The sequence below is a fragment of the Tessaracoccus lubricantis genome, assembly GCF_039544535.1.
Lineage (GTDB): Bacteria > Actinomycetota > Actinomycetes > Propionibacteriales > Propionibacteriaceae > Arachnia > Arachnia lubricantis.
Genome location: NZ_BAABLV010000005.1, coordinates 101,128 through 117,582 on the forward strand (window position 1 = coordinate 101,128; position 16,455 = coordinate 117,582).

Genomic DNA, 16,455 nt, shown 5'->3' on the forward strand with positions numbered 1-16,455 from the left:
CACACGACGACGGCGGCCCGCCCCACGTGGGGGCGGGCCGCCGTCGGTGCGCGTACGGGTTACTTCTGCTTGTCTGCCAGCGCAGCCTCGATGTCGAGGTCTCGGATCTGCTCGATCACGGAGTCGAGCTGCTTGCCGCTGAGCATGCCCGCCTGGCGGAACACGAGCTGGCCGGACTTGAAGCCCATGATCGTCGGGATGGACTGGATCTCCAGCGCAGCGGCGAGATCACGCGCGTCCTCGGTGTCCACCTTCGCGAACACGACGTCGTCGTGGCGCACGGAGGCGTCGTCATAGATGGGCGCGAAGCGCTTGCACGGCCCACACCAGTCGGCCCAGAAGTCGACCAGCACGATCTCGTTGTCCTTGACCGTGTTCTCGAAGTTCACAGCGGTCAGGTCGGTGGTCGCCATTCGTGACCCCTTTCGTCGTCGTTACCACTTGGTTGAACGCAAATGGATGTCGGGATATTCCGCTCGTTGCTCCGACCATACCCCGCCACGCACCCACTTCCCACGGCCCGGGGCAATCGTCCGGGGCCGGCTCGGGGTCACTTGATCGCGATGATCCGGCGCATCGGCAGCGGCAGCTTCACGGGCCCGAGCTGCAGCCGCTGGGCCAGGAAGTCGAGCGTGCCCGCGGCACGGGCGGCGTCGACGGGGGCGCGCAGGCCGGCGAGGAAGTGCTCGGCGTCCTCCTCGCTGGCCACCTCGTAGTAGTACTTCGCGCGCTTGTCCTCCGCCTTCGTCAGGCCCACCTCGCCGAGCGCGCGCTTGGCCTTGAACTCGGTGGCGCCCGGCAGGTGCGGGTGGGTGCGCAGGTAGCCGCCGAGGCGGCTGACGATCTTCAGGTCGTCGATGTTGGCCGGGCGCAGCGACGGCGTGAGCGCCGCGAACACACCACCGGGGCGGAGCACGCGCGCGGCCTCCGCCAGGAAGCGGGGCCGGTCAGCCACGACGGAGATGCCGATGGAGCTGACCACCGCGTCGAAACTGTTGTCGGCGAACGGCAGGTAGGAGGCGTGCGCCTGCACCAGCGGGCCGCGGCCCCGGCGCTGGGCCTCACGCAGTTCGGCCTCCGACCGGTCGAGCCCGATGACGGTGCGCCCCGGCCGCTGCAGCCGCTCGATCATCGCGCCGGCACCGCAGGCCAGGTCGAGCACCAGGGACGCCGACGACGACACCGCCCTGGCGAGCCATTCGTACGGAGTGCGGTCGCCCCCGTAGGAGCGCGAGAGGACCTCCTCCATCGCGCCGGGCTTGCGGCTGCCGAACCACCTCAGCACGCCGTCGATGTCGTTCACGCAGGGCTCACGAACATCAGCTCGGCGGTGTGCAGCGGCACGTCGACGGTGGCCTCACCGATGGCGATGTGGACCATGCCGCCGACCCTCACCGCCTCGAACGCGGTGTCCGGGCCGAACCCGGTACGGGCCAGCAGGCCCAGCGAGTGGGCATCTGCCTGGAGGTTCTCACTCATCCGCTGCAGCACGAAGCGCTGCGGGACCTCACCCACGAGATCCGTCAGCGGGTCCGCGCCCTCCCGGAACGGCTGGTGCAGCGCGTCGACGCCGAGCTCCTGCAGCCCCGGGATGGGGTTGCCGTAGGGCGAATGGGTGGGCGAGTCGAGGATCTCGACGAGGCGCTTCTCCACGTCCAGGGAGATCACGTGCTCCCAGCGGCACGCCTCGTCGTGGACCTTCTCCCACTCGAGGCCGATCACCTCGGTGAGCAGGCACTCCGCCAGACGGTGCTTGCGCATCACGTCGCGGGCCAGCTTCGCGCCGGTGCGGGTGAGCTTGATGGTGCGGTCCTCGTCCACGACCAAGAGGCCGTCGCGCTCCATGCGGGCCACCGTCTGCGAGACGGTGGGTCCCGACTGGTGGAGTCGCTCCGCGATGCGGGCCCGAAGCGGCGGAATCCCCTCCTCGAGGAGCTCATACACCGTGCGGAGGTACATCTCCGTCGTGTCGATCAAGTCGCTCATCGCCACCCCCTTCCCGGCTCATAGTAGCCGCGCCCCGTCCGGCAGGGTCAGGCCAACCCGGCCTTTGGGCACCATCGGGAGGTCCGCGTGGGGCGACGGGCTCAACCAGCGACGGGCGCGACGACCCACTCGCCGCGGCGCAGCACGCCGTGCAGCACGCCGTCGTCGTCCACGAGGCAGACGTCGGCGTACCTGCCGGGCGCCAGCTCTCCCACGTCCGGCAGCCCGTGCCACTTCGCCGGCGTCGTCGACGCCATCAGCGCCGCGTCGGGGATCGAGACGCCGACCTCCTGCACGACGAACTCGAACGCGCGGGCCATGGTGAGCGTCGAACCCGCGATCGCGCCCTGGCTGCCGTCGGTGGTGACGAGGCGGGCCGTGCCGTCCTTCACCTCGACCTTCAGCTCGCCCAGCAGGTACCTCCCGTCGCCGATGCCGGTGGCGCTCATCGCGTCGGTCACCAGCGCGACGCGGCCGGGGCCGGCGGCGTCGATCGACATCGCGGCGATCACCGGGGCGTGGTGGATGCCGTCGCAGATCAGCTCGACCATGACGCGCTCGTCGGACAGCAGCACGGGCACGGGGCCGGGCTCGCGGTGGTGGATGGAGCGCATGGCGGAGAACAGGTGGGTGGCGATGTCGGCGCCCCACTCGATCGATTCGGCGGTGACCACGTCGTCGGCATCGGAATGGCCGAAGGCGACGTGCACGCCCGCCTCGACGAAGCGCCGGGTGGCCTCCTCGCCATGCTCGCGTTCGACGGCGAGCGTGATCATCTTCAACGCGTCACCGCCGGCGGCGATGAGGCGCTCGACGGACTCCGGGTCGGGGTCGCGCAGCAGGGCGGGATCGTGGGCGCCCTTCTTCGCCTCCGCGAGGAACGGGCCCTCGAGGTGGATGCCGCCGAGTTCGCCGGCCTCCACGAGTTCCTTCAACACGGCCAGCTGGGCCTCGAGCTTGTCGATGGGCTCGGTCACCGTCGACGCGAACACCGTGGTGGCACCCTGCGTGCGGTGGTACTCGATGGCGCGGACGTTGGCCTCGCGGTCCGGGTTGCCGAACGCGACCCCCACCGCGCCGTGGCAGTGCGAGTCGACGAAGCCCGGCACCGCCCACAGGGTGCCCTCGCCCCCGCCGCCCGGCTCGACGGAGACGATGCGCTCCCCGTCGACGGTGAGCACGGCGTCGTCGACGACGCCTTCCGGGGTGACAGCGTGGGCAACCTTGATCTGCAGAACCATGGCTCCATCCAACACCACCGCAATTTCCACCCTGAAGCTGAACCCCCAAATGCGCGGGGCCCGTGAAATGAGAGGATGGCCCCCATGATCATCCCCGACGACTTGCTCCCCTGCGACGGCCGGTTCGGCTCCGGCCCCGCGAAGGTTCGCCCTGAGGCCCTGGACTACCTGGGCCTGCGCTCCGACATCATGGGCACCTCGCATCGTCAGGCGCCGGTGAAGGACCTCGTCGCCACCGTGCAGCAGGGCCTCGCCGAGCTGTACCGCATCCCCGACGGCTACGAGGTGGTGCTCGGCAACGGCGGCTCCACCCTGTTCTGGGACATGGCCGTGTTCTCACTCATCGAGCAGCGCTCCGCCCACGGCGTCTTCGGTGAGTTCACCCGCAAGTTCGCCCGCGCAGCGTCACGCGCGCCGCACCTCGACGACCCGGCGGTCTTCGAGGCCGAGGCAGGCGGCGTCGCGCTGCCCGAGAGCCGCGACTCCGACGTGCACGCGTGGGCGCAGAACGAGACGTCGACGGGCGCCGCGGCCCCCGTGGTGCGCCACGGCGACCCCGATTCCATCGTCCTGATCGACGCCACGTCGGCCGCCGGCGGCATCGACGCCGACATCTCGGAGACCGACGTCTACTACTTCGCCCCGCAGAAGAACTTCTCCTCCGACGGCGGGCTGTGGCTGGCGTTCGCCTCGCCGGCCGCCATCGAGCGGGCCGAGCGGATCAAGGCCGGCGGCCGCTACATCCCGGAGATCCTCGACTTCAGCACCGCCGTCGCGAACTCGCGCAAGCACCAGACGCTGAACACGCCCGCGCTGGCCACGCTGCTGCTGCTCGAGGACCAGGTGCAGTGGATGATCGACATGGGCGGCATGGAGGCCGTCGCCGCCCGCTGCCGCCAGTCGACGCAGACGCTGTACGACTGGGCCGAGGACCGCGACTTCGCCTCGCCGTTCGTCGCCAACCCGGAGCACCGCTCCCCCGTCGTCTCCACGATCGACCTCGACGAGCGCATCAACGCCGCCGAGCTCATCGGCATCCTGCGCACCAACGGCATCCGCGACGTCGACCCCTACCGCGCGCTGAACCGCAACCAGCTCCGGGTGGGGTGCTACGCGTCGGTGGACCCGGAGGACGTGGAGTCGCTGACCGAATGCCTCGACTACGTCATCGAACGGATGTGACGCCGGGCGTCAGTTGCGCCAGAAGTAGGTGACGACGCCCGCCGCCACCGCCACGAGCCCGGCCAGGGCAATCGCGGTGATGGTGCCGGCCCGTGCCGGACCCTCCTCGTCCGGCACGGCGGCCTCCGGGTCTGCGCCCTCCGACGGCGTGGGCGACGCGGAGGCGGACGCGGAGGCGGTGTCGCCCGGTTCCGGCGACGGCGACTCCTCCACCGCCGGCGCCACCGTCGTCGTCACGTCGTCGCTGGGCACCTCGCTGGTGCGGACGGCGGGGTTGCCGCCGACGAACAGTTCGTCCTCGGCGCCGCGGGCGATGGACTCGCCCTCGGGTGCCCCGACGATGGTGTCGGTCACCAGGGGTTCCCAGCGCAGGGCGTCGATGTACTCGATGCCCACTGCGGTGCGCAGCGCCATCGTCGACCCGTCGCTGAGGAACACGCCGTCGGTGACGCCGTCGGGTGCGTCGTAGACCCGGACGAGCGTGTTGACGTCCTCGCGGCTGGCCTCGCCGCGCACGCGGTAGACGCCGGGGTCGTCGCCGGTGGTGACGATGTAGATGTTGCCGCGGCCCGAGACCAGCATGGCCTGCGCGTCCTGCGCGCCGTCCTCGTACTCGAAGTCGTAGGCGTGGTAGGTGGTCTGGCCGCCCTCGGTGGAGCCGAGCCGGTAGACGGTGATGGTGTCGCGGGTGCCGTCCTCGTCGCCGATGTCGCCCACCCAGAGGCGGTCGCCGAACCAGGACAGCGCCTGGACCGACTCGAGTTCTGCGGAGAAGGTGACCTCGAGGTCGCCTGCGGCGTTGGTGAGGACGCCGCGGTCCGCGTCCGGCCCGGCGAGCCAGAGCCGCTGGTTGCTGGAGTCGTAGGCCATGCCGACGAGCGGCGTGGCGGAATCCGGGATGTCGACGTCCTCGGCGAACGCGGGAAGCACCGCGGTGGCGAGGGCCAGGCCGCCGGCGAGGGCGGCTGCGGCGCTTCGGGCGTAGTTGTTCATCAGACCGCCCAGCATAGGGCGTGCGCGTGGGTCACGGTTGACCGCCCCAAACGGCGCTGGCCACGGCAAGCAACACGAGGGCCACCAGGACCCCCGTGACGATGATGCGACGACTTCTCGGATTCACTGCGTCGATACTACGCGCGGGCTACCGTGGTTGCATGCAGCGGCTCGTCGTCCACGCGATCTCGATCGATGACGTGCGCGACATCTTCCGGGCACCGGCGCCCCTCGCCGACCGCCTCCGCGCCGTCGCCGCCGAGCGGTTCGCGGCGCCGCGGCCCACCCGTCGCAACTGGTTCGGGCCGCTGATGCGCCGCGACCCGGCCACCGAGGTCGACCCCCGGCTGCCGATGCGCGGTGACGTCGACGCCCTGCTCACCGGGGCCTACATCCCGCCGGACCGCATGGCCCAGAGTTGGCAGGTGTTCCTCGCCTGGCTGGACGACCTGTCGGCCGCGCGCCGCGAGATCCCGTGGGACCCGGCAGCGTTCGAGCGCGTGGAGTGGGACCTGGCGCGCTGCGGCCTGAACAGCGACTACTCGCTGCGTTCGTTGGCCGACCGCCAGTTGGCCGTCCCGCTGCGGCCCCTGCCCGGCCAGGTGGTGGGCTACGCCAAGCGGGTGCACGCCGTCGAGGCGTTGGAGGATTACCGCCGGGTGCTGGCCAATCCTGAGCTGACCGACGAGGCGCGCGGCTGGCTCGAGCCCGTCGTCGAGGTCCTCGAGGCGGTGAGTGCCGACGATCGCCTCGACGTCGCCGTCGTCGGAGACTGACCGGGTCCGGTCGAACGAGGACACCCGCAAGAAGGTCACCGACGACCTGCGCCCCGAGAGCCAACTCGAGCAACCACAGGTGCCCGCGCAGGCCATCCCTCCGGAATACCACCGCGGCGGACTCAACCCCAGACCAGCCGAAGGTCGACGCAGGCGCTGATGGGGGCCCGCCAGGGTTGGGTCGGGCGTTGCCGAAGACCGGTGCGACCTCAGCGAGCCGTGGAGCCCCGGGCCCTGAGAAAAGCCGCGCACTGTTTGCCCGGGGACCGGTCTTCGGCATGGGCGGGGAGGGCCCCCATCAGCGACTGCGGAAGCAGCCCAGGCCCGACACCCGCCCTTCGGCGTCAAACAGCGGCTTCGGCGGGCCAACGCCACGGACGTCCACGAGATGGAGCCACCTCCCCCGAATCAGCCACGGCGACCCCATCTTGAGGACACCGATGGCGCACTCGACCAGGAACCAGTCGCAAGCGACCCCGCCTCACGGCCGGCCGGCCAACCCACCCAGCCGAGGTCACGCGGCAAGCGCCACCACAGCTGCTTGCGCACACACGGACAACCTCGAGGTAGAGCCGCGGGGAGGGGGCCGGGTTCAGGGTAGGCGCGGGCGTTCGGGGGAGGCCGGTGTCGCGTCACCCGCGCAGCCACGCTCCGGCGTCTGCGCGCACCGGCCGAGGGGCCCCCGTTGGGCGAGAACCCGGCCCCCTCCCCGCGGCGAAACCAGCTCAACCCAGCCAGCAAACCACCTCACCGGCCCTTCGTCCCGTCACGGTCCTCGTTCCTCGGACGCGACAGGCTCAGGGACCGATCTCCCAGCCAGCAAACCACCTCACCGGCCCTTCGTCCCGTCACGGTCCTCGTTCCTCGGACGCGACAGGCTCAGGGACCGAGTGGCCCAGGGACCGGTCTTCGGCATCAGACAGCGGCTTCAGGGGGCCAACGCCTCGGACGTCCACGAGATGGAGCCACCTCCCCCGAAACAGCCAAGGCGACCCCATCTTGAGGACACCGATGGCGCGCCCGACCAGGAACCTGTCGCAAGCGCCCCCGCCTCACGGCCGGCCAACCCACCCAGCCGAGGTCGCGCGGCTAGCGCCACCACAGCTGCTTGCACACGCGCGGACAACCTCGAGGTAGAGCCGCGGGGAGGGGGCCGGGTTCAGGGTAGGCGCGGGCGTTCGGGGGAGGCCGGTGCCGCGTCACTCGCGCAACCACACTCCGGCATTTGCGCGCACCGGCCGAGGGGCCCCCGTTGGGCGAGAACCCGGCCCCCTCCCCGCGGCGCAACCAGCTCAACCCAGCCAGCGAACCACCTCACCGGCCCTTCGTCCCGTCACGGTCCTCGTTCCTCGGACGCGACAGGCTCAGGGACCGATCTCCCAGCCAGCAGACCACCCCACCCGCCCTTCGACCTGACACGGTCCTCGTTCCTCGGACGCGACAGGCTCAGGGACCGAGCGACCCAGGGACCGGTCTTCGGCATCAGACAGCAGCTTCAGCGGGCCAACGCCACGGACGTCCACGAGATGGAGCCACCTCCCCCGAAACAGCCAAGGCGACCCCATCTTGTGGACACCGATGGCGCACTCGACCAGGAACCCGTCGCAAGCGCCCTACGGCCGGCCGGCCCACCCAGCCGAGGTCACGCGGCCAGCGCCACCACAGCTGCTTGCGCACGCACGGACAACCTCGAGGTAGAGCCGCGGGGAGGGGGCCGGGTTCAGGGTAGGCGCGGGCGTTCGGGGGAGGCCGGTGTCGCGTCACTCGCGCAACCACACTCCGGCATCTGCGCGCACCGGCCGAGGGGCCCCCGTTGGGCGAGAACCCGGCCCCCTCCCCGCGGCGCACCCAGCGCGAGCCGGCCAGAAGAACACCTCAACCCCGGCCCCCATCAGCGACTGCGGAAGCAGCCCAGGCCCCCGCAGCGAAACCACCCAAATGTGGCAGGCGGTGATCCTCCGCGGTTTCGACGCCTTATTCGCGAAGCGAAACGGGCTCAACCAGCGTCAGGGGGCGATGATGAGGACGAGGTCTCCGCCCTCGAGCTGCGTCGCGCCCGGGAGCACGACCCGGCGGACGGTGCCGCTGATGGGGGCGTTGATCGACGCCTCCATCTTCATCGCCTCGATCGTCGCCACCGGCGCGCCCACTTCCACCACGTCACCCTCGGCGACCGTCGGGGTCACCACGCCGCTGAACGGCGCCGCGACGTGGCCCTTGTTCGACAGGTCCGCCTTCTCGGCTGCGGCGACCTCGGACTTGATCGACAGGTCCCGCACCCGCACGGGGCGGATCTGGCCGTTGAGCAACGTCATGACGGTGCGCTTGCCGCGCTTGTCGGGCTCGGAGATGGCTTCCAGGCCGGCCAGCAGGGTGACGCCCTTCTCCAGCGTGATGGCGTATTCCTTGCCGCGTTCCATGCCGTAGAGGTACGGCAGGGTGGGCAGCACGGAGATGTCGCCGAAGTCCTCGCGGGCTTGGTCGAACGCCTTCGTGGGGCCGGGGAACAGCAGGCGGTTGAGCGTGACCTGACGTTCGCGGCCCTGGTTCTCCAGCAGCGCGAGGTCTTCGTCGGAGACCTCGGTGACGCGCACGGGCACCTTGCGGCCGCCGAGCGCCTTGCTGCGGAACGGCTCGGGCCAGCCGCCGGCGGGCTCGCCGAGTTCGCCGCCGAGGAAGCCGATGACCGAATCGGGGATGTCGAAGTTCTGCGGGTCTGCCTCGAACTCCTTCGGGTCCGCCCCCACGGCCACGAGGTGCAGGGCGAGGTCGCCCACCACCTTCGACGACGGCGTGACCTTGGTGGGGCGGCCGAGGATCTTGTCGGCGGCCTCGTACATGTCCTCGATCTGCTCGAACTTCTCGCCCAGGCCGAGCGCGATGGCCTGCTGGCGCAGGTTCGACAGCTGGCCGCCGGGGATCTCGTGGGAGTAGACGCGGCCCGTGGGGGCCGGCAGGCCCGACTCGAACGGCTTGTACAGGTTGCGGACGGCTTCCCAGTAGGGCTCGAGGTCGAGCACGGCCTGCGGGTCGAGTTCGGTCTGGCGTTCGGTCTGGTCCAGCGCCATCAGCAGCGCCGACATGGGCGGCTGCGACGTGGTGGAACTGAGCGCCGAGTTGGCGACGTCGACGGCGTCGACGCCGGCCTCGATGGCCGCCATGAGGGTGGCCAGCTGGCCGCCGGTGGTGTCGTGGGTGTGGAGGTGCACCGGCTGGTCGAAGCGCTCACGCAGCGCGGTGACGAGGCGGCGGGCCGCCTCGGGGCGCAGCAGGCCGGCCATGTCCTTGATGGCCAGGATGTGCGCACCCGCGTCGACGATGCGCTCCGCGAGGCGGAGGTAGTAGTCGAGCGTGTAGATCTTCTCCTGGGGATCCAGCAGGTTCGAGGTGTAGCAGAGCGCCACCTCCGCCACCGAGTCCGTGGTGTGCACGGCCTCGATCGCCGGGCGCATCTGCTCGACGTCGTTGAGGGCGTCGAAGATGCGGAAGATGTCGATGCCGGTGGCGGCGGCCTCGGCGACGAACGCCTGGGTCACCTCCGTCGGGTACGGGGTGTAGCCGACGGTGTTGCGGCCCCGCAGCAGCATCTGGAGGTTCTGGTTGGGCATGGCCTCGCGCAGCTTCGCGAGCCGCTCCCACGGGTCCTCGCCGAGGAAGCGCAGGGCCACGTCGTAGGTGGCGCCGCCCCAGCACTCGACGGAGAACATCTGCGGCAGCAGGCGGGCCTGCGTGGGGGCGACGGCCAGGAGGTCCCGCGTGCGGACGCGGGTGGCCAGCAGCGACTGGTGCGCGTCGCGGTACGTGGTGTCGGTGACGCGCACCGGCACGGCGTCGCGCAGTTCCTTGGCGAATCCCGCGGCGCCGAGCGCGAGCAGGCGCTGGCGCGCGCCGTCGGGCACGGTGCCGTTGAGCTCGACCTGCGGCAGCTTCACCCGCGGGTCCAGCGTGGTGGGGGCCTCGCCGTGCGGCTTGTTGACGGTGACCTCGGCGATGTGGCGCAACAGCTTGGTGGCGCGGTCTGCGGGGGTACGGGCGTGCAGCAGGTACGGGCGCTGGTCGATGAAGTTGGTGGTGACGGGGCCGGCCAGGAAGTCGGCGTCCTCGAGGACGGCGCGCAGGAACGGGATGTTCGTGGCGACGCCGCGCACGCGGAACTCGGCCAGGGCGCGCTGGGCGCGGGCGATGGCCATGCCGAGGTCGCGGCCGCGGGCGGTCAGCTTCACCAGCAGCGAGTCGAAGTGCGGGCTGATCTCGACGCCCGTGCCGGTGGTGCCGCCGTCGAGGCGGATGCCGGCGCCGGAGGCGGAGCGGTACGCGGTGATCAGTCCGGTGTCCGGGCGGAACGAGTTGAGCGGGTCCTCCGTCGTGATGCGGCACTGGAGCGCCGCGCCGCGGATCTGGAGCTCGTCCTGGCGGATGCCGATCTGCTCGAGGGTCTCGCCGTTGGCGATGCGCATCTGCGCCTGCACGAGGTCGACGTCGGTGATCTCCTCCGTGACGGTGTGCTCCACCTGGATGCGCGGGTTCATCTCGATGAACACGTGCTGGCCGGCGCGGGCGCCCTCGGTCTCGACGAGGAATTCGACGGTGCCGGCGCAGTAGTAGTTGATCGACTTGGCGAACTTCACCGCGTCGGCGCACAGCGCCTGGCGCAGCTCCTCCGAGATGTAGGGCGCCGGGGCGAGCTCGATGACCTTCTGGTGGCGGCGCTGGATGGAGCAGTCGCGCTCGAAGAGGTGCACGATGTTGCCCTCGCCGTCGGCCAGGATCTGCACCTCGATGTGGCGCGGGGCGGCGACGGCCTGCTCGATGTAGACGGTGGGGTCACCGAACGCGGCCTCGGCCTCGCGCATGGCGGCGGCCACCTCGTCGGCGATCTTGCCCGGGTCGTCCACGCGGCGCATGCCGCGGCCACCGCCACCGGCGACGGCCTTCACGAACACGGGGAAGCCGATCTCCTCGGCCGCCCTGCGCAGTTCCTCGACGTCGGTGGACGGGGGGCAGGAGTTGAGCACGGGGACGCCGGCGGCCCTGGCGGCCTCGATGGCGCGCACCTTGTTGCCCGCCATGGCCAGCACGTCGGACGAGGGGCCGATGAAGGTGATGCCGTTGTCCTCGCACGCCTTGGCGAAGTCCGGGCTCTCGGACATGAAGCCGTAGCCGGGGTAGATCGCGTCGGAGCCGGACTCCTTGGCTGCGCGGATGATCTCGTCGATGCTCAGGTAGGCGCGAACGGGGTGGCCCTCCTCGCCGATGAGGTATGACTCGTGCGCCTTCACACGGTGATCGGCTTTGCGGTCCTCGTAGGGGAACACTGCGACGGTGCGGTAGCCGAGTTCGTAGGCTGCGCGGAATGCGCGCACTGCGATCTCGCCGCGGTTGGCGACCAATACCTTCTGGAACATGGGCGTCAGCCTAACGGCTGGCCAGCCCGCTCCGAAATACCTTCCACGGCGGCCACGACCACCGGTTCGTCCCTGATCACGTGCGGTACGGACACCCTGTCGCCTGCCGCGACGGTCACCTCGCCGTCGGCGCCGAGCCACCGGAGTCGCCCTCCGGCGAGCTCCTCCGGGACGTGCAGGTCACCCGACGACGGCTCGAGCAACGCGTAGACCGTGCCGGCCTTCTGCGTGTAGCGAACGGCCCCGTCGCCGAAGCGCAGCCAGGGCCGCGTGCCGTAGATCGCCTCGCCGTACCTTCTGAGCCAGCGCCCGAGTTCGCCCATTGACGCGGCCTGCAGCTCGGGGATGGTGCCGTCGGCGCGGGGGCCGACGTTGATCAGCAGGTTGCCGTTCTTGGCCACCACGTCCACCAGCAGCGTGATCAGTTCGGTGCCGCTGAGCGTGTGCTCGTGGCCCTCGGCCTGGTTGTAGCCGTAGGAGAAGCCCAGCCCGCGCGTGGCCTCCCACGGGACGTCGATGGTGTGGTCGACGGCCATGTATTCGCGGGTCAGGAAGCCGTGGTACGGCACGCCCCACCGGTCGTTGACGACGCCGTCGGGCACCCGTTCGAGGTAGCGCCGCAGCAGCGCGGCGACGGCGTGGTCCTCGTGGCCCTTGCCGCCGTCGGGCCACTCGATGTCGTTCCACAGCACATCGGGCGCGAACCGCTCAACGAGTTCGTCCACCTGGGCTGCGGCGTAGCGGGAGAACCGCTCGTCGTGGCGGCGGTAGCGGAACAGGTCGGTGTCGGATTCGATGGGCGGGAAGTCCGAGACGTGCCAGTCCAGCGCCCCCGAGTAGTAGAGGCCGAAGCGGGCGCCGGCACGCCGCGTGGCGTCGTGCAGTTCGGCGATGAGGTCTCGACGGGGGCCGCGCTGCACGGCGTTGAAGCCGGTGGTGCGGGTGCCCCAGAGGCAGAAGCCCTCGTGGTGCTTGGAGGTGGGGATGATGTAGCGGGCGCCCGCGTCGACGAGGAGGCCGACGAGGTCGTCGGCGTCGAACTCGTCGGCACGCCAGAGGTCTGCGAGGTCCTCGTAGCTGGTGCCCGTGCCGTAGGCCTCCTGGTGGTGGTGCCAGGTGGGGCTGCCGGGGATGCGCACCGTGTTGCCGTACCACTCGGCGTACTGGTGGTGGGCGTAGGCGTCCTCGACCGGCACCCCGCCCGGCCCGTGGGCCGTGGCCCACGCCGGCACCGAGTAGAGGCCCCAGTGCACGAAGAAGCCGAGCTTCGCGTCGCGGTACCAGTCGGGCACCGCCCCCGTCGGTGGGTACGTGGGCGGGTTGGCGCCGAAGTCGGGTCCGGTCCGGGTCTCGAAGCGAAGCATGGGTCCACACTAGGACGAAGGCCGCCCCGCCGCAGGGGCGGGACGGCCTCACCGTCAGGATCGGGTGGCGTCAGCCGGCGAGCACGCCGATCAGGGCACCCTGGATGAAGTAGATGACGAACAGCGCCGCCACCACGTACATCAGCGGGTGGACCTTCCTGGCCTCACCCTTGACGACCTTGATGAACACGTGCGCCACCATGCCCGCGCCGATGCCCACGGAGATGGAGTAGGCGAACGGCATCAGGATGATGGTGAGGAACGCGGGGATGCCCACCTCGGGCTTGGTCCAGTCGACGTCGACGACCTGCGAGATCATCAGGAAGCCCACGAACACCAGCACCGGGGCGGCCGCCTCGGAGGGCACCATGTTGATCAGCGGCGCGAGGAAGATCGCGGCGATGAAGGCCAGGCCCGTCACGACGGAGGCCAGGCCGGTGCGGGCGCCCTCGCCGACGCCCGCCGTCGACTCGACGTAGCAGGTGTTCGACGACACGGAGCCGAGGCCGCCGGCGATGGCGCCGACGGAGTCGACCAGCAGGATCTCGGTGGTGCGCGGCGGCATGCCGTCCTTGTCGAGCAGGCCACCCTCGGAGCCGACGGCCACGACGGTGCCCATGGTGTCGAAGAAGTCCGCCAGCAGCAGCGAGAAGACCAGCACCAGCAGCGCCACGAAGGACGTCACGGAGAACTGGCCGTCGGGGAAGAAGGCGCCGAACATGTCGATCCGGCCGATCAGGCCGAGGTCGGGCAGCGTGAAGTTCTGCAGCGCGGGCACGTTGAGCGACCAGCCGAACGGGTTGCTGCCGTCGGGCGACTGCGCGCCGAGCTTGGTGACGGCCTCGATGATGATGCCGAGGACGGTGGCGCTCACGATGGAGATGAGCATCGCGCCCTTGACCTTGAGCACGTACAGGCCGATCAGCAGCAGCATGCCGAAGAAGAACACGCCGATGGGCCAACCCTGCAGCGTGCCGCCCACGCCCAGCTCCACGGGGGTGCCGCCGCCCTTGCGCACGACGCCGGCGTTGACGAGGCCGACGAACGCGATGAAGAGGCCGATGCCCACGGAGATGGCGGTGCGCAGCGTCTTCGGGATGGCCTTGAACACGGCCGTGCGGAAGCCGGTCAGCACGAGGATGAAGATGAGGATGCCCTCCCACACCACCAGGCCCATGGCCTGCGGCCAGGTCATCTGCGGGGCGAGGACGTAGGCCACGAGCGCGTTGAGGCCGAGGCCGGCGGCCAGGCCCATCGGGAAGCGGCCGATGAGGCCCATCGCGAGCGTGAGGAGGCCGGCGACCAGTGCGGTGGCGGCGGCGACCATGCCGATGGAGGCGCCGACGGCGGCCTCGTCGACGACGGTGCGCGCGGCGTCGGTGTACATCGGCGCGCCCGAGATCAGGTTGCCGTCCTTGTCGGCGGCCGTGCCGATGATGAGGGGGTTCAGCGCGATGATGTAGGCCATCGCGAAGAACGTGACGAGGCCACCGCGAATCTCCTGCCCGACGGACGAGCGGCGCTTGGTGATCTCGAAGAAACGGTCGAGGCCGGACGCGGTGCCGCGCGGGGTCTCATGCTGCAGCTTGGCTGCCTTGGGGGAGTTCGTTACCACGGACCGACATCCTATGTCCCGCGCACCCGAAACGCTCGTTTCTGCGCGGCAACCGTGCGCAACCCGCGTGCGACCACGGGTGGCCCTTTCAACCTGGCCTAAGCTGGCCGGAGTCAGAAAGGGTGATCCATGAACCGTGTGAAGGCGTCCCTCCTCGCAGGACCCGCCGTCGTGGCCATGCTGCTGTCCGGGTGCACCGGTGGCGCGGGCGGCGCCCCCTCCCCCGTCGGTCAGGGCACCGGTCAGGCCAACGCGCAGGGCCCCGGCGAGGCCGTGCCCACGGAGATCACCACTCAGGCCCCCCAGGGCGGCGCCGCCGTGCGCCTCGGCGACACCGAGGAGGCCATCACGAAGGTGGGGTGCACCCAGGTCAACGACAACTGGTCGATGAGCGGCAGCAACGAGGGCGGCGCGAAGGTCGCCGTCACCACCACGGGAGACAAGCAGACGGTGATCAGCGCCAGCGTCGTGTTCGACGACGGGAAGCTGGTCGACATGGACACCACCCGGGAGCAGGGCTCGGCCACGATCACGTGGGACGGCGACTGGTTCACCGTCGCGGGGAGCGGGCCGTACTTCGACCTGATGGATCCCGACGTCGCAGGCCAGGACCCGATCAACTTCGTCGTCAAGGCGAGCTGCCCCGCCTGATCGCCCGCAGTTGTCAGGCCCGGCGATCCGCCGGGCCGCGGCGGGCCGTCAGTCGAACAGGTTCTCGTCGATGCTGATGGTGTCGAACGCGGGGGCCGGGAGTTCCTTCGCCCGCTGCTCGGCCACCACGTCGGAGTGACCCCCGCAGCCGTGGTCGAGCGAGACAACGTGCCCGTCGGACGGCGAGTACTCGTTGGAGCAGGCGCCGTAGATGACGCCCAGCGAGCCGCGCAGCGGCACGAAGTACGCGCAGGTGCCGCAGTTGGCGGGGGCCTCGCGCGTCATCTCGTTGTCGGGGCCGCCCTCGCCGCGCAGCCAACGCGTGGCTGCCTCGTCGCGGCCGTACCGGCTGAGGACACGCTGGCGACCCAGCCCCAGTTCTGCGACGGTGGTGCGCAGCTGCACCCACTCCGAGGGGTCGGCGTCTGCCGGCAGGTCGGTCGCGGCGAAGCCCGGCTCGAGCCTGGGGTCGTTGTCGGGAGTCGCCATGAGCATGCCCGGCGCGATGTCGCCAGGGCCGATGCGGTCCTCCCACGGCACCCAGTCGGGCGCCAGCAACGCGTCGGGCTGCGGCAGCAGCACCACCTCGTTGACCGTGGCGACCCGGGCGCGCGAGGCGCGCACGAGCGTGACGGCCCAGCGCCAGTCGGCGTACCCGGGCAGGCGGCATTCGAAGGAGTGGGTGACGATGCGGTCACCCTCCTCCGCGACGACGCCCAGGTGTGCGCCGACCGCGTCGTCGCCGCCCTCGTCGACGGCGGCCTCGCGGGCGAGGTCCACCGCCTCGGCGGCCACGGTGTCGAGCTTCGGGGACTTGATTGCCATTACAGCTCCAGTTCGTCTGCGACCCGGCGCAGCAGCGCGGCGACCTTGGAGGCCTGCCGGCTGTCGGGATGGCGTCGGTGACGGTAGTCGTTGCCGATGCCGTCGAGCATCTTGATGAGGTCCTCGACGATGATCGCCAGTTGTTCGGGGTTCTTGCGCTGGGCCTTGGACAGCGACGGCGGGGCCTCCAGGACACGCAGGCTGAGCGCCTGCTCGCCCTTGCGGCCCTCGATGACGCCGAATTCGACGCGCTGCCCCGTCTTCAGGGACGTCACCCCGTCGGGTAGCGCGTTGGAGCGCACGTAGACATCGCCGCCGCCGTCTTTGGTGATGAACCCAAAGCCCTTCTCAGCGTCGAAGAATCGCACTTTACCGGTTGGCACTTCGCCCTCACTTACTACAGATAGACCCAGTGAC

General features: G+C 70.5%; 13 protein-coding genes. 3 read left to right on the top strand and 10 right to left on the bottom strand.

Annotation, left to right across the window (positions count from 1 at the left end; genetic code table 11):
- Nucleotides 1-59: 59 nt before the first annotated feature.
- The 4 genes from trxA to ABEA30_RS01305 all read right to left on the bottom strand — a co-directional run bounded on the left by trxA (nt 60) and on the right by ABEA30_RS01305 (nt 3,227).
- Nucleotides 60-413 (bottom strand): thioredoxin, encoded by a 354-nt coding sequence (gene trxA, locus ABEA30_RS01290; RefSeq protein ID WP_345577812.1) that lies wholly within the window; start codon nt 411-413, stop codon nt 60-62.
- 137 nt (nt 414-550) lie between these two features.
- Nucleotides 551-1,303, bottom strand: coding sequence for a class I SAM-dependent methyltransferase (locus ABEA30_RS01295; protein ID WP_345577815.1), 753 nt, complete (start codon nt 1,301-1,303; stop codon nt 551-553).
- Entirely contained in the window at nt 1,300-1,986 is a 687-nt protein-coding gene (locus ABEA30_RS01300; protein WP_345577817.1) for a metal-dependent transcriptional regulator, read from the bottom strand. The genes ABEA30_RS01295 and ABEA30_RS01300 overlap by 4 nt, the downstream gene beginning before the upstream one ends.
- 101 nt (nt 1,987-2,087) lie before the next feature.
- Nucleotides 2,088-3,227, bottom strand: a complete 1,140-nt coding sequence (locus ABEA30_RS01305) for an N-acetylglucosamine-6-phosphate deacetylase (protein ID WP_345577820.1) — start codon at nt 3,225-3,227, stop codon at nt 2,088-2,090.
- A 75-nt stretch (nt 3,228-3,302) separates the two neighbouring features.
- Here ABEA30_RS01305 and serC point away from each other — a divergent pair, with 75 nt between their 5' ends.
- Nucleotides 3,303-4,409, top strand: a complete 1,107-nt coding sequence (gene serC / locus ABEA30_RS01310) for a phosphoserine transaminase (protein ID WP_345577823.1) — start codon at nt 3,303-3,305, stop codon at nt 4,407-4,409.
- A gap of 9 nt (nt 4,410-4,418) precedes the next feature.
- Here serC and ABEA30_RS01315 read toward each other — a convergent pair whose 3' ends face one another.
- The gene (locus tag ABEA30_RS01315) at nt 4,419-5,402 is read right to left on the bottom strand and encodes a hypothetical protein (RefSeq protein ID WP_345577826.1); all 984 of its coding nucleotides are present in this window, start codon (nt 5,400-5,402) and stop codon (nt 4,419-4,421) included.
- 161 nt (nt 5,403-5,563) lie between these two features.
- Here ABEA30_RS01315 and ABEA30_RS01320 point away from each other — a divergent pair, with 161 nt between their 5' ends.
- Complete coding sequence (locus ABEA30_RS01320; RefSeq protein WP_345577829.1) at nt 5,564-6,178, top strand: hypothetical protein; 615 nt, start codon at nt 5,564-5,566, stop codon at nt 6,176-6,178.
- Nucleotides 6,179-8,184: 2,006 nt separating this feature from the next.
- On the opposite strand, the gene ABEA30_RS01325 is transcribed toward ABEA30_RS01320, so the two are convergent.
- The 3 genes from ABEA30_RS01325 to ABEA30_RS01335 form a co-directional block, all read right to left on the bottom strand.
- Complete coding sequence (locus ABEA30_RS01325; RefSeq protein WP_345577831.1) at nt 8,185-11,583, bottom strand: pyruvate carboxylase; 3,399 nt, start codon at nt 11,581-11,583, stop codon at nt 8,185-8,187.
- A gap of 5 nt (nt 11,584-11,588) precedes the next feature.
- Entirely contained in the window at nt 11,589-12,947 is a 1,359-nt protein-coding gene (locus ABEA30_RS01330) for an alpha-L-fucosidase (protein ID WP_345577834.1), read from the bottom strand.
- 70 nt (nt 12,948-13,017) lie between these two features.
- The gene (locus ABEA30_RS01335) at nt 13,018-14,562 is read right to left on the bottom strand and encodes an NCS2 family permease (RefSeq protein WP_345577837.1); all 1,545 of its coding nucleotides are present in this window, start codon (nt 14,560-14,562) and stop codon (nt 13,018-13,020) included.
- A 129-nt stretch (nt 14,563-14,691) separates the two neighbouring features.
- On the opposite strand from ABEA30_RS01335, the gene ABEA30_RS01340 reads away from it, so the two are divergent.
- The gene (locus tag ABEA30_RS01340; RefSeq protein WP_345577840.1) at nt 14,692-15,213 is read left to right on the top strand and encodes a lipoprotein LpqH; all 522 of its coding nucleotides are present in this window, start codon (nt 14,692-14,694) and stop codon (nt 15,211-15,213) included.
- 48 nt (nt 15,214-15,261) lie between these two features.
- On the opposite strand, the gene ABEA30_RS01345 is transcribed toward ABEA30_RS01340, so the two are convergent.
- Together ABEA30_RS01345 and ABEA30_RS01350 are read right to left on the bottom strand one after the other, a co-directional pair.
- Entirely contained in the window at nt 15,262-16,038 is a 777-nt protein-coding gene (locus ABEA30_RS01345) for a DUF3027 domain-containing protein (protein ID WP_345577843.1), read from the bottom strand.
- Complete coding sequence (locus tag ABEA30_RS01350; protein WP_345577846.1) at nt 16,038-16,421, bottom strand: cold-shock protein; 384 nt, start codon at nt 16,419-16,421, stop codon at nt 16,038-16,040. Before ABEA30_RS01350 ends, ABEA30_RS01345 begins: the two co-directional genes overlap by 1 nt.
- Nucleotides 16,422-16,455 lie beyond the last annotated feature (34 nt).